Annotated in this window: 21 protein-coding genes; 11 read left to right on the top strand and 10 right to left on the bottom strand. The window is 47.7% G+C overall.

The window, feature by feature from the left end; genetic code table 11:
- Positions 1–65: 65 nt before the first annotated feature.
- The 3 genes from KNO65_RS13930 to KNO65_RS13920 form a co-directional block, all read right to left on the bottom strand.
- Positions 66–794, bottom strand: coding sequence for an AAA family ATPase (locus KNO65_RS13930; protein ID WP_214784918.1), 729 nt, complete (start codon positions 792–794; stop codon positions 66–68).
- A gap of 9 nt (positions 795–803) precedes the next feature.
- Complete coding sequence (locus KNO65_RS13925; protein WP_214784915.1) at positions 804–1,529, bottom strand: hypothetical protein; 726 nt, start codon at positions 1,527–1,529, stop codon at positions 804–806.
- Between the two features lie 113 nt (positions 1,530–1,642).
- Positions 1,643–3,139, bottom strand: a complete 1,497-nt coding sequence (locus KNO65_RS13920) for a phytoene desaturase family protein (RefSeq protein WP_214758653.1) — start codon at positions 3,137–3,139, stop codon at positions 1,643–1,645.
- A 186-nt stretch (positions 3,140–3,325) separates the two neighbouring features.
- Between KNO65_RS13920 and KNO65_RS13915 the strand changes: the two genes are divergently transcribed.
- Positions 3,326–3,709, top strand: coding sequence for a hypothetical protein (locus tag KNO65_RS13915; protein WP_078146213.1), 384 nt, complete (start codon positions 3,326–3,328; stop codon positions 3,707–3,709).
- A 31-nt stretch (positions 3,710–3,740) separates the two neighbouring features.
- On the opposite strand, the gene KNO65_RS13910 is transcribed toward KNO65_RS13915, so the two are convergent.
- Entirely contained in the window at positions 3,741–4,349 is a 609-nt protein-coding gene (locus KNO65_RS13910; RefSeq protein WP_214784913.1) for a TetR/AcrR family transcriptional regulator, read from the bottom strand.
- A 171-nt stretch (positions 4,350–4,520) separates the two neighbouring features.
- Between KNO65_RS13910 and KNO65_RS13905 the strand changes: the two genes are divergently transcribed.
- Together KNO65_RS13905 and KNO65_RS13900 are read left to right on the top strand one after the other, a co-directional pair.
- Positions 4,521–5,249, top strand: a complete 729-nt coding sequence (locus KNO65_RS13905) for an ABC transporter ATP-binding protein (protein ID WP_214784911.1) — start codon at positions 4,521–4,523, stop codon at positions 5,247–5,249.
- A complete protein-coding gene (locus tag KNO65_RS13900) occupies positions 5,242–6,255 on the top strand; it encodes an ABC transporter permease (protein WP_214784909.1) in 1,014 nt (337 codons plus the stop codon). Before KNO65_RS13905 ends, KNO65_RS13900 begins: the two co-directional genes overlap by 8 nt.
- Positions 6,256–6,452: 197 nt before the next feature.
- On the opposite strand, the gene KNO65_RS13895 is transcribed toward KNO65_RS13900, so the two are convergent.
- On the bottom strand, positions 6,453–7,076 hold the full coding sequence (locus tag KNO65_RS13895) for a glucosaminidase domain-containing protein (RefSeq protein ID WP_251131739.1): 624 nt from the start codon (positions 7,074–7,076) through the stop codon (positions 6,453–6,455).
- 145 nt (positions 7,077–7,221) lie between these two features.
- Positions 7,222–8,718: an MDR family MFS transporter gene (locus KNO65_RS13890; protein ID WP_074034742.1), complete on the bottom strand. Its 1,497-nt coding sequence runs from the start codon at positions 8,716–8,718 to the stop codon at positions 7,222–7,224.
- 164 nt (positions 8,719–8,882) lie between these two features.
- Here KNO65_RS13890 and KNO65_RS13885 point away from each other — a divergent pair, with 164 nt between their 5' ends.
- The 8 genes from KNO65_RS13885 (at position 8,883) to KNO65_RS13850 (ending at position 17,258) form a co-directional block, all read left to right on the top strand.
- Positions 8,883–9,755 carry a TetR/AcrR family transcriptional regulator gene (locus tag KNO65_RS13885; protein ID WP_074034740.1) on the top strand — a complete coding sequence of 291 codons (873 nt, stop codon included), beginning with the start codon at positions 8,883–8,885 and terminating at the stop codon, positions 9,753–9,755.
- Between the two features lie 142 nt (positions 9,756–9,897).
- The gene (locus tag KNO65_RS13880) at positions 9,898–10,974 is read left to right on the top strand and encodes a hypothetical protein (RefSeq protein WP_214784905.1); all 1,077 of its coding nucleotides are present in this window, start codon (positions 9,898–9,900) and stop codon (positions 10,972–10,974) included.
- A 166-nt stretch (positions 10,975–11,140) separates the two neighbouring features.
- Positions 11,141–12,154, top strand: a complete 1,014-nt coding sequence (locus tag KNO65_RS13875; RefSeq protein WP_214784903.1) for a LacI family DNA-binding transcriptional regulator — start codon at positions 11,141–11,143, stop codon at positions 12,152–12,154.
- A 202-nt stretch (positions 12,155–12,356) separates the two neighbouring features.
- Entirely contained in the window at positions 12,357–13,658 is a 1,302-nt protein-coding gene (locus tag KNO65_RS13870) for an ABC transporter substrate-binding protein (RefSeq protein ID WP_214784901.1), read from the top strand.
- A gap of 58 nt (positions 13,659–13,716) precedes the next feature.
- Positions 13,717–14,616, top strand: coding sequence for a carbohydrate ABC transporter permease (locus KNO65_RS13865; protein ID WP_214784899.1), 900 nt, complete (start codon positions 13,717–13,719; stop codon positions 14,614–14,616).
- 3 nt (positions 14,617–14,619) lie between these two features.
- Positions 14,620–15,549 carry a carbohydrate ABC transporter permease gene (locus tag KNO65_RS13860; protein ID WP_214784897.1) on the top strand — a complete coding sequence of 310 codons (930 nt, stop codon included), beginning with the start codon at positions 14,620–14,622 and terminating at the stop codon, positions 15,547–15,549.
- A gap of 24 nt (positions 15,550–15,573) precedes the next feature.
- Entirely contained in the window at positions 15,574–16,926 is a 1,353-nt protein-coding gene (locus tag KNO65_RS13855; protein WP_214784895.1) for a GH1 family beta-glucosidase, read from the top strand.
- Between the two features lie 86 nt (positions 16,927–17,012).
- On the top strand, positions 17,013–17,258 hold the full coding sequence (locus tag KNO65_RS13850; RefSeq protein ID WP_031424613.1) for a hypothetical protein: 246 nt from the start codon (positions 17,013–17,015) through the stop codon (positions 17,256–17,258).
- Between the two features lie 98 nt (positions 17,259–17,356).
- Here KNO65_RS13850 and KNO65_RS13845 read toward each other — a convergent pair whose 3' ends face one another.
- From KNO65_RS13845 to KNO65_RS13830, 4 genes are all read right to left on the bottom strand, one after another.
- On the bottom strand, positions 17,357–17,935 hold the full coding sequence (locus KNO65_RS13845; protein ID WP_214784893.1) for a hypothetical protein: 579 nt from the start codon (positions 17,933–17,935) through the stop codon (positions 17,357–17,359).
- Entirely contained in the window at positions 17,932–18,258 is a 327-nt protein-coding gene (locus KNO65_RS13840) for a hypothetical protein (protein ID WP_214784891.1), read from the bottom strand. The genes KNO65_RS13845 and KNO65_RS13840 overlap by 4 nt, the downstream gene beginning before the upstream one ends.
- A gap of 74 nt (positions 18,259–18,332) precedes the next feature.
- Complete coding sequence (locus tag KNO65_RS13835) at positions 18,333–19,661, bottom strand: PTS sugar transporter subunit IIC (protein WP_214784889.1); 1,329 nt, start codon at positions 19,659–19,661, stop codon at positions 18,333–18,335.
- Positions 19,662–19,673: 12 nt separating this feature from the next.
- The gene (locus KNO65_RS13830) at positions 19,674–21,080 is read right to left on the bottom strand and encodes a GH1 family beta-glucosidase (protein ID WP_031424618.1); all 1,407 of its coding nucleotides are present in this window, start codon (positions 21,078–21,080) and stop codon (positions 19,674–19,676) included.
- Positions 21,081–21,094 lie beyond the last annotated feature (14 nt).

Genomic DNA, 21,094 nt, shown 5'->3' with positions numbered 1-21,094 from the left:
AAAGCCGCAGACGACCATGCCGATTGTATAGAATGTGAACCGGTATCGTTCCCAAAACGATTCATTCATCGTGTCACCGCTACATCGTCAAGCGGCGTGTCAACCATCCGAACGAACGCTTCGTCCGGGTCGGTCGTTCCAGACTCGTCGAGCCAGTCTTGGAAGTCCCCTTCATACAAAACGCGTCCACCATGCAGGAAGATGACATGGGCATCAAGTTGAACCAAGTCATGTAACTGATGTGTGGAGATGAGACATGTCTTGCCCTCATCGACGAGTCGTTGCAGGCGGCGCATGATTTGAATGCGGGACGCCGGGTCGACCCCGCTCGTCGGCTCATCAAATAAATAGAGAGAACGTTTGATTGAAGATAAGAGCGTCACGAAGAGCCATTTCTTCTCCCCGACCGACATCTTCCCGAGCTTCATCGTCCATAGATGTTCGAACAGTTCTTGTTCGCGAGACGTCGAAAGGTTGTTCACATAAGACTCGAGTTTCTTGAAGTCGGGACGTTGCGACAGACGTCCGATGAAATAGGCGAAGTCTTTCCCCGTCAACTCATGATGGTTGTACATGAGTTGCGTCAAATAGAGCATGTCCGTCGTCGGAACGAGTTCGAGTGATGTCTTGTCGACCGGAAGTGCCCCGGTCATACAATCAAACAGGGTCGTCTTCCCAGCACCATTTTGTCCAATCAAAACGTTCAGTTTATTCGGTTGCAGGGTGAACAAGACATCATCGAGAACAGGACGTGCCGCTTTCGGATAGCGATAAGTGAGTTGGTTTACGTGCATAAGAACCTCCTAGCGTGTGATGAGTGAGACGAGACTGAAGCGTTTCAACGCAATCGCGCCGATGATGAAATACCCAAGTACAGAGAGGCCTGTCGCCCATACTCTGAACGAGAGCTCGACTTGAGTCGTCAGATGCAGCAACCCGAGCGCGAATTCGTGAAGCGCGTAGAACGGGTTGAGGAAGCTGAACCATTGATCAGGTGACTTGATCGCCAGTAAAAAGAGTGGGAACATCAGTATGTTCGCGAACGTCCCGAGACTCGATACTTTCACTGGAAGTGTCGTGATGGCGACACTGGCAACCGCGAACGGGATACTGCCAATCAATACGAGTAGAGACGTTGCAATCAACTTGAACGAAAAGAACCCGTGTACGAGCGTGACGACCGTTGTGAATAAAGTTAAGCTGATGGAGGCGAATAAGAGTTGCGCCAAGATGACGGCGATGACATATGTCAGTTTGTTGCCGGAGATCATCACGTACGTTTTCATCAGTCCGTATTCACGCATACGAGCGAGTTCGATGCCGACACCGTTCACATATGTAGCAAGAATAATATACACCCAGAAATAAGAGAGCCCTGGGTAGTATTCCGCTGTCGTTGCTTGGCGAATATCTGAAGATGACTGCGTCAAGGCGATTATGAGTGGGATTACGAATGTCCAAATGAATGGAATCTTATCCGTGACGACAACTTTGGCATACATAAAGAAATAACTTGTGATTTGATGCATCCTGTTCCTCCGCTTGTCTATTTGATTGTTTGTATCGTATCACAATATACGGGATTTATTTGGAAAAAGTTTCAAAAAATAATCCCTCATATCGAATGAGGGATGAAAGAAAATCATTTCACTTTGTCACGTTTCGCAATCTTGTCGCTCACTTGCTGACCGCTCAACGTCACCATCGGCATGCCACCGCCCGGATTGACGGTTCCCCCGACAAAGTAGAGGTTATGATAGAGTTCGCTCTGCTTCTTATGCTTGAAGCCACCGTTCCGATTCTTGTCGGCGACCGTTCCATAAATGGCACCTCGGTCCGATCCGTACGTCCGCTCGATATCATGAGGCGTCCATACGTCACGCGTCACCGTATGTTCACGCAAACCATCGAGACCCATTCGTTCCAATTTGTCGAGTACACGTTCTTCAAAAGCGGCGTACTCTTCTTCCGTGAACGGCACATTCTGAATATACGGAATGTGTGGCAAGATTTTGATGTTCTCATGTCCTGGTGGCGCTTGGGTCGGGTCGGTCTTGTTGACGTTGACGAGGTAAATCGTCGGGTCGTCCGGAAGTTCATGTTTCTCAAAAATTTTATCCATCTGTTCATGCAAATTTTCGGAGAAGAAGAAGTTATGGTGCGCGAGTTGAGGATAGGCTTTCTTCACCCCGAGATGGAGGACGAATCCGGAGCTCGCCGGTTCATATTTATCGACGAGTTTGTCGACGTACTGTTTGTCGGCGTCGACCATCTTCTGATAGAACGGGATGACTTCCATGTTCGAGACGAAATAATCAGCGGAACGGAGACGTCCGTCTTCGAGCTCGATGGCGGTCACTTTCTCATTCACCGTATGTGCACGAACCACGCCTTCTCCGGTATGTAGCTTCACACCGATCTCTTCGGCGAGCTTCGTCAAGCCTTCCGCGAGCTTATGGGTGCCGCCTTCGACATACCAACAGCCTTGGGCATATTGCATGTAAATCATCATATTGAGGACGGCCGGTGCGTTATACGGAGACGACCCGACATATTTGACGTAATACGACAGCATATCACGAAGATGTGGATTGCTGATGCGCTTCTTGATGGCGCTATACATCGTCGACGTCAAATCGAATCCGAATAGGGTCGGGAAGATGCCCGTTTTCATGACGGCTTCTAATGGGGATTCAAACCCTTCGGCCAAGTATCCCTTCTCGGTCGTCTTATAGATGCGCGCTGCGTAATTCAACAGTTCACGATATTCCTGCATGTCTTTTCGAGAGAGGGAAGGGTTTGCCCGCTGCATCTGTTCGAGGTCATGGTAAAGGTCGAGGACGGTATCGTCCGGGAAGAACGAGCGCCATTCGAGCTCAAGCCGCTTGATGGATACATAGTCTTCCATCCGTTTCCCACTTCCACGGAACAGTTTGTCGAAGATGTGAGGCATCGTTAAAATCGAGGGCCCGAGGTCGAAGCCGAATCCGTCTTGTTCGAGACGATTCACTTTCCCGCCGATGTGATCGTTCTTTTCGTAGAGTGAGACGTCGTAACCTTTTTGAGCGAGTGAGATGGCCGCTGACAAGCCGCCGAGCCCTCCGCCGATGACGATGACCGACTTTTCCACTGATGGCATATATTCGCCGCCTTTCCGAAGTGTTATTTTCAAAAAACAGAATGAGTGCTACCTCTTCTATTCCCGTTTCCAAATGAAACGAACATGCTTTTACGGATTTGCCACATCCACAAAGATGTCATCCCTGAACCGACAAAAGTTATGTATAGTAAGGGAACAGAGACTGAACGAAAGTAGGAATCTAAGATGATCGTAAAAACAATCACGCTTCACTTTGCGAACGGCGATGAAATCACGATCCCGTTTGATGAGATTGAATCGTGTCGAATGCATGATATTCAAGACGGGATGCGTGTTGCGGCGGATGGACAATTGATCAAAGAAAAAGTGATGCATGGACTCGACCTCGTATTGAAGGATTCGGCGAATCAATTGGAATGGACTGGCGAGGGTGGACCGTTTGACCGCATCCTAGGTATGTCGGATTTACAACATCTCGCCTTCGAGTTTGAAGGGATGCGAGAAAAGTCATACCGCATCGCCTGGCATGATTTAGAGGCGGTGCAAAATGCTTACCAGACGACAACTGAAGAAAATGGGAACTTACACGTGCACGTTCGAGTTTCGTAAAAATAGCCTCTCGCAATATATGCGGGAGGCTTTATTCGTTTGACTTCACACCACCAGCGACGAGCGGTCCTTCATAAGTGATCGTATAGATAATCCGGGCGATGTCTTCCGCTGTCTCTTCCGAAGACGGATTGTTTAACCACTCGTAGATGACGCCCATGTGAGCCGAAGACAGATAGGCGACGAGATATGGAGGCGGGACCAGCATCTTATCCGGATTAAACAAGGTTACAGTCGAGCGCTGAAACAAGGCGGCTTGCATAAATTTTCGAAGCTTTGCCTGGAACGTCGGATCTCCGTTCGGTCCGAGGAGCGGCTTCATGATGATTTGGTTGTCTTCGATGAAGCGAATGAACGGAATGAGGTAATGGTACGAGTTGTCGGTCCGTTCGTCTCCGAAGATGTGCGGCAACTGATGAATCAACTTCTGTTCGGCTTCCTCAAAAATTTCATCGACACATTTCTCCATCAACTCGAACTTATCCACATAGTGACTATAAAAGGTTCCCCGATTAATACCGGCCCGTTCAGTCAATTGCTTGACGGTGACGGCTTCAAATCCCTGTTCTTCAATGAGACTAAAGAAGGCATCTTTGATCAGCTTCTTCGTTCGGATGACGCGTAAGTCAGTTTGTTCCATATTATTTCTCCTTTTCCTCAACACATTCATTGCATCTGTCGGAAAACCGACACGATGACCGATATTGACGATTGTTGCCACCGTGAACGGGGACTATACTGAACATATAAACCAACACGGTGTCGATTATCTTGAGTATACACGAGGAGGCGCCGAAAAGGAGTGACAGAAATGAACATTCAACTGCAACACGTCGACAAGTCGTTCGGCGACCAACTCGCCATCGACAACATCGACTTCACCATCCCATCCGGAGAAATTTGCTGCTTGCTCGGACCATCTGGATCGGGGAAGACGACGCTCATCCGACTCATGATCGGCGCCCTCGCACCGGACGAAGGAAGTGTCCATATCGGCGAAACGAAGATGCCAAACATGGACATGCTCCAACAAATCGGATTTATGCCGCAGAACGATGGCTTGTACGAAGACTTGTCGGCCGAAGCGAACCTCGCCTTCTTCGGATCGATTTATAAGTTAGGGAAAAAGGCGCTCCAAGAACGCATCACCGAAGTGCTCAACCTTGTCGATTTAACGAACGACCGGCATAAGCTCGTCCGCAATTTTTCAGGCGGGATGAAGAAGCGTCTTTCCTTGGCCATTGCCATCCTGCATAAGCCCGATGTGTTGTTTCTTGATGAACCGACGGTCGGAATCGATCCGATTTTACGCCGACAGATTTGGGATCAGTTCCAAACGATTCGGGCGGAAGGGACGACCATCATCGTCTCGACGCACGTCATGGATGAAGTGCTCGAATGTGACCGGGCTGCGCTCGTCTATAATGGACGGTTGATCGCATATGACCATGTGCAAGATTTGCTTGACCAGACCGAGAACGGCCGCGTCGAAGAACTGTTCTTGATTGCCGGGAAAGAGGGGGTGGGTGACCATGCGTAACTTGGCGAAACGTGTCATCTTTCAGACGTTGAATGATAAACGAAGTGTCGCCTTGATTTTGATTGCGCCACTTCTCATTTTGACACTCGTCTACTTCTTACTCGGGGACTCCGACTACGTGCCGACCGTTGTCCTCGATGACAACGCACCAGAACAGCTCATCGATGCGTTTGAAGACGAGACGCTCGAAGTGGAACAGGCATCGTTCGATGATCCAAAAGTATATATCGAAGACAATGTACATGTCGATGCCGTGTTTGAAATGGGTCAGGAAGGAATGACCATCACGTTACGCGAACCTTCGACGAAGTCGTCGAAGGCGGTTGGTGAGATTCAAGATGCGTTGACGACGCTCAACCCTGCAGCTGAAATCGATACGTCATTCGTCTATGGTGAAGAAGGACAGTCGACATTCGATTCGTTCGGCTTCGTCTTCCTATCCCTCTTCTCGTTCTTCTTCGTGTTCATCCTATCTGCGATGGCACTCGTCAAAGAACGGAGTGGGGGTACACTCGAGCGACTCTTGATGACCCCAATTAAGCGAGGACAGGTCATTTTAGGATATACACTCGGATACGGTACGTTTGCGGTCGTGCAGTCGATTTTCATCGTGCTCTATTCGATTTATGTGCTCGGCTTGTCTTCGCTCGGGAATATGGCGTGGGTCATGTTGACGATGCTACTCATGGCAGGGACAGCGGTACTCTTCGGGGCGACCATCTCCGTGTTTGCCCGATCAGAACTGCAAGTCGTACAGATGATTCCGTTCACCATCATCCCGCAAGTATTCTTCTCAGGACTCATCCCGCTCGACTTGATTCCATACGGACTCGGGAACTTGAGTTACGTCATGCCAATCTTCTACGGAGCGACAGCAATCAAGGAAGTCATGGTGTACGGAAGTGGCTTTTCAGGCATCTGGGTATATTTACTCGGTTTGATTCTCTATGCAGGTGTCTTGTACCTCTTGAATATGCGGGCGCTTGGGAAGTATCGGGGGCATTGAGTTATATAAACGTTAGCGAAGGCTGTGGTACTTATAGAGTGCCATGGCTTTGTGTTCATCCACAAAAAAAGCACTCGGACCATTGTCCGAAATGCTCATTAGCGTTTGAGTAACAACATCACGCCGGTCACGAATAATGCGATTCCGCTCGCGAGTCTAACTTGTTTGCACGTCACGTTCTTTCACCCCTACATTTCTTATCTGTTTTCTTTAGCGACACGTTTTGGTATTTTCGACATTTCTTGATAAATCGAAAGAATCTCGGTCCCGTAATTTCCTTTCGGCTGCATGGCCCACTTTTGGTGAAGAGATGGCCACGTCGTTGCAGAGCCTCGCTTGACGAGATGGAAGCGTGGGTCGACTTGTTTCGTATTCAGTGCATCGTGTGAGGCGTATGCCTTTAGATGCTGAACTTGAGCAGTCACGCCTTGATGCGGTGAACGGAAATAGTGACCTTTTACGCCATTCCCAGTCGTCCCGATTCCGGAATAGTTATGTTGTTCAGGGAGTACATCGCCACCATATCGAAAGTAGCCTGTCTCTTTCAGTGCTTGAGCGAACGCGACATCCCCACGAACACCTTCCTTAGCGCCGATGATGACGAAGAGGTTCGCCAAGTCTTCGACCGACGTTTGTACTAGCCGGACATCACGAGGATTCTTCTTTTTTACGTAATCCGCCATTTGTTGCGGAGTCAAAGCCGATACTCCCATAATAGCACGATTCTGCTTCTTCGGGGCCGCCTCAACGATTGATCCAGTCGAGAGAAAAGAAGATGTGATCAGAAGAAATACAATCATCAAGCTAAACACTTTTTTCATCATATGTACCCTCCTAAACGAATCCTATCCATTGAGAAATAATACCATATTAGGATTAAATTTTAATTTCAGATTTATTTATGAAGGAAATGAGAAATTAAAAAAAGCCGCTCTGAATTCAACATTCAAAGCGGCTTCTCAACATTTAATTTGCTTGTTTCAATTCTTCAACAGTCTCTACTTGATCATCGAACTTCCGCACATCCACTCGTTTTACGAAGAACGCAAGGACGAGCGCCAAGAGGTTCATCCCAAGTGCGACATAAAATGAATATTGAATCCCAGATAAGAGGGCTTGCTGAGTGATGGCACCCATCGAACTCTCTGTGAGTGTCGCAGGATCGACTCCTGTCATCAATGATTCAGCCTCCGTACGTGTCACCGAGTTCATGATGGTTACGAGGACTGCCGTACCAATCGCACCAGATACTTGTTGGGCCGTGTTGTTGATGGCCGTTCCGTGTGGATTGAGGCGAGTCGGTAACTGGTTAAGTCCATTAGTCATAATCGGCATCATAACCATCGACATCCCAAACATACGCAACGTGTACGTTAAGACGATGTACGTGTAGGTCGAATCGAGTTGGACGTTTGCGAGCATATATGTTGATACCGCGGTGATTGTCAGACCGGTAAGTGCCAATAATTTTGGCCCGAATCGGTCAAACAGTTTACCCGTGATCGGTGACATGATTCCCATGATGATCGCACCAGGGAGAAGCATGAGCCCTGAATCGAGTGGTGAGATGCCACGTACGCTTTGGACGTAAGCCGGTGTCAAAATCATACCGGAGAACATTGCGACCGCGTTGACCATCGCAATGACTGACGCGAGTGCGAACATCGGATGTTTGTAAGCACGCAAGTCGAGCAATGGTTTTTCCATATGAAGCTGGCGGTAGATGAAGGCGATCAACGAAATGGCACCGACAATCATCGTCGCCAAGACGATTGGGTTATCCCAGCCGTCCGAACTTGCTGAACTGACACCGTATAAAATCCCACCAAATCCGAGTGTCGATAAGACGAGCGACAAGTAATCCAGTGACTGGTCTTTGTTTTGGACCATGACGTTCTCTGCTTTCCAAACAGCGAGCGCGAGACCGATGATCGCGAGCGGTAAAATCATTTCGAATAAGACGCGCCAGTCATAGTACTCGACGATATAACCGGAAAGTGTCGGTCCAATCGCAGGTGCCGAGATCATGACAAGTCCGAAAATCCCCATCGCCATCCCCCGTTTTTCACGCGGGAAGCTGACGAGCATGACGTTCATTAAGAGTGGTCCCATTGTTGAGGCACCGATGGCTTGAATCATTCGACCAGTCAACAACCAGCCGAAGCTCGGCGAGAAGGCCGCGATAGCCGTACCGATGGCGAAGATGCTCATCGACGTAATGAACAAGCTGCGGTTTGAAAAGCGAGTGATCAAATAGGCGGATGCCGGGACGAGCACACCCGTCACGAGCATAAAGCCTGTCGCGAGCCATTGAACGGTCGAGTAGTCTGCAATCTCGAGGTCGACCATGATCGATGGGAGCGCGACGTTGAGTAATGAGTTGTTTAAAAATGCGATGAATGCACCCGCAAAGAGCACCGCCAACATGACGTAAGGCGGTTTCTTTTGGAATTCTGGTTTCATATGGATGGCTCCTTTATTTTCTAAATAGTTATGTGTTGGTAAGTGTCGATGAAATGATTTTATACCCGTTGTATAAATAAAGCAACCATTTTGTACTATTAGTCTAAAAAGGTTTTCGGTGCTATAGTAAAGGTACAAACTAGACAGAACGGAGTTACGAAAATATGAAAGAGAAAAAGAGAAAAGTTGCCGATATTGCCATGTCTCTCTTCATCGAAAATGGGGTACAGCACACATCGGTGCAAGAGATCATCGACCGCGCTAATATCTCCAAAGGGACGTTTTATAATTACTTCTCATCGAAGACGGATTGTGTCGCTAGTATCCTCGAGAACTTACGATATGATGCAGGGCAACGCCGAATCGAAATGCAGATGGGGCGGGATAAGCGAGATCGTGACGTCTTCATCGAACAGATTTCGATATTGATTCAATTGAACGAAGAGCGGAACTTGCACGCGTTATTTGAATCGATCATGTCGTCGAACGAGAATGAATTGAAGAAGCTTGTACTTCAACATCGCATTTATGAAATCGAGTGGATTGCGATGCGTTTGACGGAAATCATTGGAGAGTCCGTCAGACCGTATTCGATGGAATTGACGGTGCTCTTCAACGGAATGTTGCAACATATCTTGTTTACGAACCGCATCACGAATGCTGCCTACTCTCCTCAAAAAGTCGTCCGAAGCTTATATACGTATGTCGAATTGATTGCCGCTCGGATGATGGAGACAGGAGAGCACGTCTTGAACCCGGTCACGGTCGATCAAATGCGTGGGACGACAGATAAACATCTCATAACAATCGAAGAATTGATCGAGATGGCTGCTCGCATCGAAGAGCATGTCGACATGACGGAAGAACAGCGAGATTTGTTCGATGCGATTTCGTTCGAACTTAAACAAGAGCGTCTTCGGAAAATCGTGTTAGAGCAATTGTTAAAGCCATTCCAACGGCTATTTAAAGGCGTGACAGGCGAGACAGAAGTACAAAAGTTCACGAATCTCGTGTGGTTGTATACGCGGACACATTAAAAATCATCCAATATTTCTGGATGGTTTTTTATTTTTCGATATAAAAGATAGAACAATTGTAGGTTCGTATGGGAAATATGGGTAATAATTAGTGATGGATAATGTTGAAGATGAAAGCGATTGAAGATGGGAGGAATTGAATATGCTAGAAAGTGTGATTGCATTTACTGCAATCGCTCTACTAATAGGTGGAGCGGCATATGGTCTCTATTCTGTATTTCGTTATTTTATCAAAAAGGATATCACTTCATTCCCTATCATATTAGGGGGCTCGATTTTTCTCGCAGGTGTTTGGTTGATCTTCATACTCGGAATTCTTGAAACAAATAATCAAGAAGCGGCTACTGATTTTGAAGAAGAGAGCACATTAGCAGTTACAGAGGACGAGAGTGAACCTGAACCGGTAATTGAAGAAGAGGTCGAAGAAGTTCAAGAACCTTCTGTGGAAGAGTTTTTACAAGACGTTCAGCCTGAGGAACCAATATCGAACTATAAGGAGTACATGGAATTTTATGAATTACAAATTAACCGAGGATATACTGCTTATGGTCTAGAGTTTGATGAAGTCACAATCGAGAATCGAAACATAATCGTGGTATACGACGCAGACTCAATTATCGAAGTAGGTGTGAATAAAGATTTAGATCAAGTAAAAAATGATCATGTCAAAAAGATTCAAGAAGATTTAACGACAACAATAGAGGGTTCATCAGATATGGGAACTGATGCAATTCAGCTTGAAAGAGGGTTTGCTGTTGTAGCCAGTACTTACAATGGTTCAAGTAATTTTGCAGTGACACTTCAAAATGATCAAGGGGAAATGATTGATTTACTAGTGAATGAAATAGGAAACTATTCAGGAAAGAGTTTTGTTTGGATTGAGGATGCAGGGGATTATTACTTAAATATAAATGGCAATCAAGGTAATTGGACAATTAATGTTATGCAATATCGACCTCTTGAAATAGAAAATCTACCAGGTGCTATAAAAGGAAAAGGTGACGATGTAGTCTTTTTTGAAATTGATAAAGGGTCTTATCAAATTTCGTTTTCGCATAATGGGGATTCTAATTTTGCAGTGAACGTCAACAAGGTTGATTTGTTAGTGAATGAAATAGGGAGTTATGAAGGGTCTCAACGCTACTCCTTTGAAGAGTCTAATGTATATGTGTTTGTCGTAACGGCAGATGGAGACTGGACCATCAATGTTAAGGAATAATATAGCTTGTACACAGGTATGACAAAATTCTTCCCTTTACAGTAATATAGAAGAAACAAGGAATGGAAAAAAGAATCAAAAAGTTTCCTCGAAAAAGAATTGATTCCTACAAATCCATACGCTACAATCAAATTACCGAAAGCGCTTTCGGGAAGAGGAGAATGACATGGGTACGATTTATGATTTAGCCAAAAAAACAGGATTCTCAATCACGACAGTGTCCAAAGCGTTGAACAATTACAAAGACGTGAGTGACAAGACGAGAGCGAAGATTCTTCAAGCCGCTGCTGAGATGGACTACTTGCCGAACGCACATGCCCAGTCGTTATCGACGAAAAAATCATGGGCGATCGGGGTCATGTTTTCAGAAGCGAATGAAGTTGGGATGAAGCACCCGTTCTTCAACGGAATCATCGAAAGTTTTCGTCACGCGACAGAGGAGCAAGGCTACGATTTAATTTTCGCCTCGCGGAATCTGCGCAATCGTGACATGAGTTACCTCGAACACTTTAAACACCGTGCGGTCGACGGCATCGTCGTCATCTGCTCGGACCGAATGGATGAGCAAGTTCAAGAGCTCATGCGAAGCGACATCCCGATCGTCGTCGTCGATATGGACAGCGCCAACTGTAGCGTCGTCTATTCTGATAACATCGAAGGGGCACGCCTCGCTGTGAATTATCTCTATGAACTCGGTCACCGAAAAATTGCCCACATCGCTGGGGATGAAACGATTGACGCCGGAGCGGCGCGAATCAAAGGATATGAACTTGCGATGCAAGAGCTGGACCTTCCGATTCGACCGGGCTACCTCGTCAACGCCGGTTTCTTCTCGGTTGAGGAAGGCAAGCAAGCGATGGAACGATTGCTTGAACTAGACGATCAACCGACTGCAGTCTTTGTGGCCGGGGATCAAATGGCAATCGGTGTCATCGAAGCCATTCACGAACACGGTCTTCATGTCCCGAATGACATCTCTGTCATCGGATATGATGACATTGAAATGATACAATACATCACGCCGAAACTGACCACGATTCGCCAAGATACGGACAAAATCGGAGAAGCGGCAGCAGAACTTTTACTTGAACAAATGACCGCGAAAGAGCGACTCACTGAACGTCGCGTCATTCCGGTACGCTTAGTCGAACGGGCATCCTGTGCACCGGTCAAACAGTGATTTATAGCCAATGATGTTTCGAAGTCGCTCTCTTTTCTTCAGTGGATGGAGAGGGGAGCGCGATTTCGAAATTCATTTTCGAAAGAAATCGAAACCGCTTTCGATATTTTATTTCGACGAGAAAGAAAGCGCTTTCGATAATTTTAAACCTCTTTTTGCAAGCGCTTTCTACTATTACTTATAAAAAGGATGGGAACAACACATGCGTAAATTAGTCAGCTTACTTACACTCGGAGCACTTTCAGTTGGCGTCTTGAGCGGTTGCTCAGACAGCGAAGGCGGAGCTTCTGAATCAAAAGATGACGTCTTAAAAGTTTGGTCATTTACGGACGAATTAAAAGAACCAATTAAAACATATGAAGAGAAGAACGGTGTCAAAGTTGAATTGACTATCGTCCCGATCGCGGACTATCCAACGAAATTGAAGCCAGCACTTGAGAGTGGCGTCGGCGCACCGGACGTCTTCACGGGAGAAATCGCATTCCTTAAACAATGGGTTGATGCAGGTTATTGGGAAAACCTTTCGGACGAGCCATACAGTGTCGATGAAATCGCAGACAACTACGTCCCGTACGTGTTTGACCTCGGGAAAGATAAAGATGGAAACGTTCGCGCTCTTTCATGGCAAACGACACCAGGTGGCGTTTACTACAAACGTAGCTTAGCAAAAGAAGTACTTGGTACAGACGACCCGACTGAAATCGGTGAAATGATGAGCTCGATGGACGGTGTCTTCGAAGTTGCTGAGAAGATGAAACAAAAAGGATACAAGATGTTCCCGGACGAAGGTGCGATCCGTTGGTTCTCACAAGGAGCAAACCCAGAAGCGTGGGTCAACGATAAAAACGAACTCGTCTTGACAGAAGATAAGATCAACTACATGGACTATGCGAAAGAACTTCGTGAGAAGCAATACACTGCGCTCGCACCAGAATGGTCACCATCATGGTTCGAAGGAATGGATAAGCCAATCAAAGTGAAAGAGAACGGAAAAGAAACAGAGACACAAGTCTTCTCATACGTCCTCCCAACATGGGGTCTCCACTCTGTATTAAAAGAGAACGCGAAAAAGTCTGCAGGTGACTGGGCTGTCACAAGCGGACCAAGCCCATACTTCTGGGGCGGTACATGGCTCGGAGTCTATGAAGGATCGAAAAACAAAGAAGCCGCTTACGACTTCGTAAAACTCATGACACAGGATGAAGAATTCTTGACAGATTGGGCACAAGAGACAGGCGACGTACTTGCGTTCAACCCGGTCACAGACAAGATCAAAGACGACTTCAGCGATGAGTTCCTCGGCGGACAAAACAACTATGAGTTCTTCCTCGATGAAGCAGATGAAATCACACCAGGTATCGTCACGAAATACGACCAACAGCTCGATACACTTTATGGTGCATCTGTCCTTCAGTATGTAGAAGGGAAAAAGTCAAAAGAAGAAGCGATTGAAGAGTTCAAAAAACAAGCGAAGAACGCTTACCCAGACATCGTTGTAGACTGACGATGACCAACACGAGGGGGGAGCTCCCCCCTCGGTTCTTATGGAAGGAGAAATACACGTGAAAAAACTAGATCGTTACGGCTATCTGTTCATCGCCCCGTTCTGGGTCGTCTTCTTGACATTCAGCATCTATCCGGTCCTCTTAACGCTTTATTATAGCTTCACGAACTATACGGGGAGCCCGGGTGAAGAGGTCGTCGGGTTTGCGAACTACACACGGTTGTTGACGGATACGTACTTTATCGAGGCGTTTTTCAACACCATCAAAATTTGGGGAATTAACTTCGTCTTGCAGATTGGATTGGCGCTTCTCTTGGCGCTCATCTTCTCTGATCTCCGTTTGAAGTTAAAAGGACTATCGTTCTTCCGCTCGTTCTTCTATCTTCCAAACTTGATCACGATCAGTTCGGTCGCGCTCTTGTTCGGTATTTTACTCGACTGGCAGCACGGTTCACTCAACATGGTGTTGATGAAAATCGGCTTGATTTCGGATCCAATCAACTGGTTGGTAGAACCGGTGACGGCACAGTTATCCGTTTCACTCATTTTGACATGGATGTGGTTCGGACATTCCTTCATCATCGTCATGGCAGGGGTATCAGGCATCTCGACAGATTACTTCGAAGCCGCTCACATTGACGGTGCGAACCGTTGGCAGATGTTTACGAAAGTGACGTTGCCGCTCTTGAAACCAATTCTTCTCTACATCATGATCACGTCACTCATCGGTGGACTACAGTTGTTCGACCTTCCGATGTTGATTACAGACGGGATCGGTTCACCAGACGGTTCGTTGAACACGATGGTGCTTTACTTGTACAACCAAGCCTTCAAGTATAACAACTATGGCTATGCGTCAGCGGTCGCTTACGGCCTATTCTTGATCACGCTGATCTTCTCGGCGGTCGTCTTCAAGGGTATGTTCCGCAAAGAGCGCGCGACACAGAAGGGGGCGTAAGCAATGGAACAAAATGCGGAATCACGGCGAATGCTTCCAGATAGCGCAGCGCAGCCGAAACGGAAAAAGGAGCGTCCGCTTAAAGTGGCGCCGCCTTCTAAGAAGAAAACGAATAAGCGATTCGCACGAGGTTTGATTTATACAGGGCTCATCCTTCTCGCGATTATCTGTTTCATTCCGTTCTTGATGATGATTGTCAACGCGACCCGGACGAATGGAGAAATCATGGCTGGGTTCTCACTTCTTCCGGGGACGGCGCTCGCAGACAACTATGCGACGCTCAGCGAATACATCAACATTTGGAACGGCTTCAAGAACAGCTTGATCATCTCTGTATCGGTGACGGTCTTGTCTGGTTACTTCTCAGCCCTAACGGCTTACGGCTTTACGTTCTATAACTTTAGAGGGAAAAATGCGATGTTCATCTTCATGCTTGTCATGATGATGGTGCCAGCGCAACTCGGACTCATTGGATTCTATGAGATCTCAAAAACGCTCGGTATTTTGGACACGTTCATTCCATTGATTGTCCCAGCGATTGCAACACCGTTCACCGTCTTCTTCATCCGTCAATATACGCAAGCGACGCTTCACATCAGTTTGATTGAAGCGGCACGGATTGACGGTGCGAGCGAGCTACGTATTTTCCACACAATCGCACTTCCAATGATGATGCCAGCGATTGCAACGATGTCGATTTTTACGTTCATCGGCTCATGGAACAACTACTTGATGCCACTTGTCCTCTTGTTCTCGCCTGAGAAATACACGTTGCCTGTTTTGATGGGCTTCTTGAAAGGATCACAAGTCGCAGAGAACCTTGGCTCGCTTTACCTGGGCATCGCAATCTCGGTCGTACCGATTATGATTGCCTTCTTGTTCCTCTCGAAGTACATCGTCAGCAGTATTTCGGCAGGTGCTGTCAAAGAATAAATATAGAGAAAAGAGGAAAACACTATGCATTTTAAGAAAGACTTCGTATTCGGGACAGCCACGTCCTCGTACCAAATTGAAGGCGCATATAACGAAGGAGGCCGTACTCCTTCCATCTGGGATATGTTCTGTGACATCGACGGGCGCGTGTTTGAAAAGCATAACGGCGATGTCGCATGTGACCACTACCATCGTTACGAGGAAGACATCCAGCACATCAAAAAGTTAGGTGTCGACACGTATCGATTCTCCATCGCGTGGCCACGCATCTTCCCTGCCAAGGGAGAGTACAACCCAGAAGGAATGGCGTTCTACAAAAACTTGGCGCTGCGTCTACGTGAAGAAGGAATCAAACCAGCCGTCACGATTTATCACTGGGACCTTCCGATGTGGGCTCACGAAGAAGGTGGCTGGGTCAACCGTGAATCGGTCGACTGGTTCCTCGATTATGCGAAAGTCTGTTTTGAAGAGCTTGATGACATCGTCGACTCTTGGATTACCCACAATGAGCCTTGGTGTGCCGGCTTCCTCGGCTACCACGTCGGTGTTCATGCACCGGGTCATCGTGACATGAACGAAGCGGTACGCGCCGTGCACCACATATTGTTATCGCACGGAAAAGCGGTCGAGTTGTTGAAGCGAGAGATGACGTCCATGACCCCGATCGGCATCACGCTCAACTTGTCACCGATGTACGCGAAGACGGATTCTGCGAATGATCGCCTTGCGATGAACAATGCCGACGGGTATTCGAATCGCTGGTTCCTCGATCCGGTCTTCAAAGGTGAGTATCCAGTCGATATGATGAACTTGTTCTCCAAATATGTGCATAACTTCGATTTCATCCAACCGGGTGATATGGAGACGATTTCGACATCTTGCGACTTCTTCGGCATCAACTTCTACAGCCGCGGCATTGTCGAGTTCAACGCAGCAAATGATTTCTTGAAGGCAGACGCTTACTCGGACTACGAGAAGACGGGCATGGGCTGGGATATCGCCCCGAACGAATTCAAAGACCTGATCCGTCGTTTACGCGCCGAGTATACTGACCTTCCAATCTACATCACAGAGAACGGCGCCGCATTTGACGACGTGCTGGAAAATGGCGAAGTCCATGACGATAACCGGATCGACTACGTCCGCCAGCACCTCGAAGCCGTCTCCGATTTGAACGATGAAGGCATGAACATTCAAGGCTACTACCTCTGGTCGCTCATGGACAACTTCGAATGGAGCTTCGGTTATGAGAAGCGCTTCGGCATTCTTTATATCGACTTTGAGACACAGGAGCGCATTTGGAAAGACAGCGCGAAGTGGTATGCCGGTGTCATCGCCGACCATAAAGCCAAACACGCGGATAGCGTCGAGGCGTAACATGCATCCATCCCCACCGCTACGGGGATGGATTTTTTGTGTGGAATGCTATCTTTTTGGGAACGAAGATAGGGGAGGGATGTTCTATGAAACGTGAGTTTGCGACATATGAAGTGACGGGATATGACGACCTTGGGAAAATCAAATTCGTTCATTTGAGAGAAGGCGAGTTTGTGTTGCCCGTTGAGATCAAGGGAGATGACTTACGAAAAATCAAGAAGATGATGGAGCTCAATCCAGGTGTGACCGTGATTATTCATGCGGCTATTGATCAGAGACGGATGCGGTTGCTTGAAGTGGAGGGCTATTCGCTCCGGAAAGAGGATACGTAAAACGCTAGCACTGAAAAAGGGCTGGCGTTTGTTTACATAGATTGGGCAACGAAACACCAAGATAAATCTCACGATTCACTCGTGATGACACACAAAAGTCACCGACCATGAAACGGTTCGGTGACTTCGTTGGATTGACTGATGCGTTTGACTCTTTTCAATACGTCCCGTTTCGGTAAATTCGGGTAATCATGCTGGATGCGTTCGACGCAGGACACGATGGTTTCGGTTCGTAACAGGTGGATGATCTGCTGATCGATTGAATCAAGTTCAAGAGGTACGTCTTCTTTCGAATTCTCACGATTTAGCCAAAATGATGCACCGAATAAGTGTACGAATACAATCGCCATGACGGTGAGCGTCGATAAATCGATAGACGGAAAGAGTGTCAGTACGACGTATAGACTGATTCCGCTCACTGCTCCGTGCAGAATGGTGTCGATTAGACGCGGTACGTTCGCATGACCAAACGAGCGTAACGCTCCCGTTAACCCATCAACGAACAAACTGAGGATTGTCGACAATAGATAGAAACAACCGAGCATCGCGAGAGTCGATAAGATTCGGAACACTGTGTCTTCAAGCAGATAGATGATAATCAAATCGACGATCAATAGCGGGGCGAGGGCGAGCGCTAAAATCAATGCGCCCCAACCGAGTCCAGTCACAGCCTTCATGAGACATGTGCCCGATATCGTCCAAGTGCGATGATGGCACAGAAGAGACAGACCGTATGGATTACGACCCCGATAAGCATGGCATATGGCAAAATCGATTGGAAGCCAAGACCGAATGCGAGGGCGGCGCTCGATAAAATTAGAAAGCTCGGTGTATAGTTTCGGACGGTTGTTTTCTGCTTATTCGCATGTACCATAAAGTATCCCGCAATGAGTAAAAAGACAGGAAACAACATGATGGGGTAGACCGATTGAAGCAACAGTCCGAGTAATCCGGACAGACCAGCGATAACGGCGAATATAGAAGGATAGTATGCTTTCAAATTTCCAACTCCTTTACTCTTTTCCCTAAATATAACAGCCCTCCTCATTATTGAGAAGGGCTGTCGTTTTTGTTTCAGGCTGATGCTTGATCAGAGCCATCTTGTGCTTTCAATTCTTCACCGTACGAAACGCGGTCTTGAATGCGAACGAACGGAAGGTAGACGGCAACGGCCATGGCGATTGTTGCAATCTGTAAGAGGGCAGCGCGCCATCCGCCAATCAAGAATCCAGAGATGACTGGAGGTGTCGTCCATGGTACTTGAAGCGCGTTGAATGGCTCGACCCAACCCCAAAGGATGGCAAAGTAGACCATGAATGAAGCGATGGCTGGCACGACGACGAATGGGACGAACATGATCGGGTTGAAGACGATTGGCATCCCGAAGATGACCGGCTCATTGATGTTGAAGATACTTGGTGCAAGTGACAACTTCCCAAGCTGCTTCAAGTGTGCCGAGCGTGCAACGATTAAGACGGCAATGATGAAGCCGATTGTGATTCCTGATCCACCGAGTTTCGTGAACACGTCGAGGAATTGAATCGTAACGATTTTTGCGTTCTCGCCAGCGACGAGCGTACCACCAGCATCGAGGATGGCTTGGTTTTGAAGTGCATTCGCTGTGAGAAGTGGTCCCATGATTCCCATGAGGATTGCGGCACCGTGAATCCCACACCACCACATGACTGACATGAGCACCATGATGATGACGGCTCCAGCGAGTGTGTCTGTCAAGTTTTGAAGTGGTGCTTGAAGCACATCATAGATGACTTCTGTGAACGTACGTTCTGCAACCGCTTGGAAAATCGCAAACGTCGCAACGGCGAGCGAGATGATCGCTAAACCAGGAACAAGTGCAGAGAATGAGTTCGATACGCCTGGCGGGACACCGTCTGGCATTTTAATGCTGATTCCGCGTTTGATGAACTGCGAGTAGATGAATCCGACTGTCAATCCGACGAGGATGGCAGCGAGGACACCTTGTCCACCTGTCCATACTTTCGGGATAACCCCGGTAACAGTTTCTCCGCCTTCAGACAGGACAGAAGCTTGTGTGATGATGAGGAACGAGATGATTCCGAGGATACCAGCTGGTACGCCTTCGATTTTTTCATTCTTGACGTACGAGTAAGCGATTCCAAAAACACCGATCAAAGCAAGGATGTCAAACGTCGCGCCGACGACTTGCGTGAGCGGGAGTGACCAGTCTGCCCCGAATAAACCTGACATGAAGTCAGCCCAACCTGGAATCGGTAACGCCAGGATGAGGAGGAACAACGATCCGATGATGGTCATCGGCATCGTGAGGATGAACCCGTCCTTAATCGCAAGGACGGGCTTGGCGTTCGCAAAGCGAACAAAAGCAGGGGTGAACTTTTCAAATACTCTTTCTAAGCGGCTCATAGGGGAACCTCCTTATAGGTCTTCAGCGCGCGTGGCGATGATCTCTTTATACCAATGGAACGACTGTTTCTTCTTCCGTGCGAGACCGTTGTTGTGGTCGACATAGATGAAGCCGTATTGTTTCTTATAACCGTTCAACCAGCTGAGTAGGTCGATTGCAGACCAAGCATAGTAACCGGCAACGTTGATGCCTTGTTGAACAGCATGTTTGACTGCACGAAGGTGTCCTTCGATGTACTCAATCCGTGGCGTGTCCATGATCTCACCGTCGACGATCGGGTCGACATCACCGAGACCGTTCTCTGTGATATAGATTTTGACGTCGCCGTAACGATCTTTCAGCATATGCATCCCAGCGAGGAACGCTTCCGGTGAGATTTCCCAATCCCACTTCGTGTACACTTTGTCATCCATCTTGACCGTCTTGTAGACGCCATCGAATGATGGGTTACCCGGACGACCTGTCGAGTTCTCACGTCCACCGGCCATGACGAGCGCCGAGTCATTCTTCATGACGCGCTGCGGGCTGTAGTAGTTGAGACCGATAAAGTCGTTCATCGGAGCGGTACGTTTCAAGACGTCGAGTTCTTCCTCTGTCATTTCAGGAAGGAGACCTTGTTCATGTAAGCCGTTCACGACGTACTCTGGATATTCACCTTTCAAGATCGGGTCATAGAACCAATGTGTCGCATAAGCGTTCGCATGCATTTCGGCAAACTTGTTCTCCTCTGCGTCATCAATACTGAACGCCGGGTTGAACACGTGTGTGATTCCGATTTCGCCAGTGTGACCGTTTTGTTTAAAAAGCTCGACGGCACGGGCGTGAGCGACGAAGACGTTATGTGTCGTTTGGAAATATCCTTTGACGTCGCCTTCGATGCCTGGCGGGTGTGCGCCTGTTAAGTATCCAAGTGAGCAGAAGATGACCGCTTCGTTGAACGTGATCCAGTGGTTGACACGGTCACCGAACGATTGGAAGCAAGTATCTGCGAAACGGACGAATGCGTCAACTGTCTCTTTGTTCTTCCAGCCGCCTTTTTCTTCAAGTGCTTGTGGGAGGTCCCAATGGTAGAGCGTGACGAATGGGACGATGTCATGTTTCAAACATTCGTCGATCAAGTTGTTATAGAACTCGAGTCCTTTTTCGTTCACTTCACCCGTACCGTTCGGGAAGATACGCGGCCATGAGATGGAGAAACGATACGATTCGAGTCCCATCTCCGCCATGAGCGCGATATCTTCTTTATAACGATGATAATGGTCGACTGCGACGTCGCCGTTTGTGTTTTCAAATGTCTTACCAGGAATTTTCGAGAAGACGTCCCAGTTCGAGAGGCCTTTCCCGTCCTCGTTCCATGCGCCTTCGACCTGGTAAGAGGCCGAAGCAGCGCCGAACAAGAAATCTTTAGGCATTTTCAAAGTCATCACCTCAG

Source organism: Exiguobacterium sp. S3 (genome assembly GCF_018617295.1).
Lineage (GTDB): Bacteria > Bacillota > Bacilli > Exiguobacteriales > Exiguobacteriaceae > Exiguobacterium > Exiguobacterium profundum.
This window is presented reverse-complemented; position numbering and strand designations above follow the sequence as displayed.

Coding starts and splice junctions, on each gene's coding strand:
- KNO65_RS13880 (WP_214784905.1), top strand. CDS start 9,898: ATGCTAGAAAGTGTGATTGCATTTACTGCAATCGCTCTACTAATAGGT.
- KNO65_RS13835 (WP_214784889.1), bottom strand. CDS start 19,661: ATGAGCCGCTTAGAAAGAGTATTTGAAAAGTTCACCCCTGCTTTTGTT.
- KNO65_RS13925 (WP_214784915.1), bottom strand. CDS start 1,529: ATGCATCAAATCACAAGTTATTTCTTTATGTATGCCAAAGTTGTCGTC.
- KNO65_RS13905 (WP_214784911.1), top strand. CDS start 4,521: ATGAACATTCAACTGCAACACGTCGACAAGTCGTTCGGCGACCAACTC.
- KNO65_RS13885 (WP_074034740.1), top strand. CDS start 8,883: ATGAAAGAGAAAAAGAGAAAAGTTGCCGATATTGCCATGTCTCTCTTC.
- KNO65_RS13910 (WP_214784913.1), bottom strand. CDS start 4,349: ATGGAACAAACTGACTTACGCGTCATCCGAACGAAGAAGCTGATCAAA.
- KNO65_RS13930 (WP_214784918.1), bottom strand. CDS start 794: ATGCACGTAAACCAACTCACTTATCGCTATCCGAAAGCGGCACGTCCT.
- KNO65_RS13895 (WP_251131739.1), bottom strand. CDS start 7,076: ATGAAAAAAGTGTTTAGCTTGATGATTGTATTTCTTCTGATCACATCT.
- KNO65_RS13915 (WP_078146213.1), top strand. CDS start 3,326: ATGATCGTAAAAACAATCACGCTTCACTTTGCGAACGGCGATGAAATC.
- KNO65_RS13890 (WP_074034742.1), bottom strand. CDS start 8,718: ATGAAACCAGAATTCCAAAAGAAACCGCCTTACGTCATGTTGGCGGTG.
- KNO65_RS13855 (WP_214784895.1), top strand. CDS start 15,574: ATGCATTTTAAGAAAGACTTCGTATTCGGGACAGCCACGTCCTCGTAC.
- KNO65_RS13860 (WP_214784897.1), top strand. CDS start 14,620: ATGGAACAAAATGCGGAATCACGGCGAATGCTTCCAGATAGCGCAGCG.
- KNO65_RS13870 (WP_214784901.1), top strand. CDS start 12,357: ATGCGTAAATTAGTCAGCTTACTTACACTCGGAGCACTTTCAGTTGGC.
- KNO65_RS13920 (WP_214758653.1), bottom strand. CDS start 3,139: ATGCCATCAGTGGAAAAGTCGGTCATCGTCATCGGCGGAGGGCTCGGC.
- KNO65_RS13845 (WP_214784893.1), bottom strand. CDS start 17,935: ATGAAGGCTGTGACTGGACTCGGTTGGGGCGCATTGATTTTAGCGCTC.
- KNO65_RS13875 (WP_214784903.1), top strand. CDS start 11,141: ATGGGTACGATTTATGATTTAGCCAAAAAAACAGGATTCTCAATCACG.
- KNO65_RS13850 (WP_031424613.1), top strand. CDS start 17,013: ATGAAACGTGAGTTTGCGACATATGAAGTGACGGGATATGACGACCTT.
- KNO65_RS13900 (WP_214784909.1), top strand. CDS start 5,242: ATGCGTAACTTGGCGAAACGTGTCATCTTTCAGACGTTGAATGATAAA.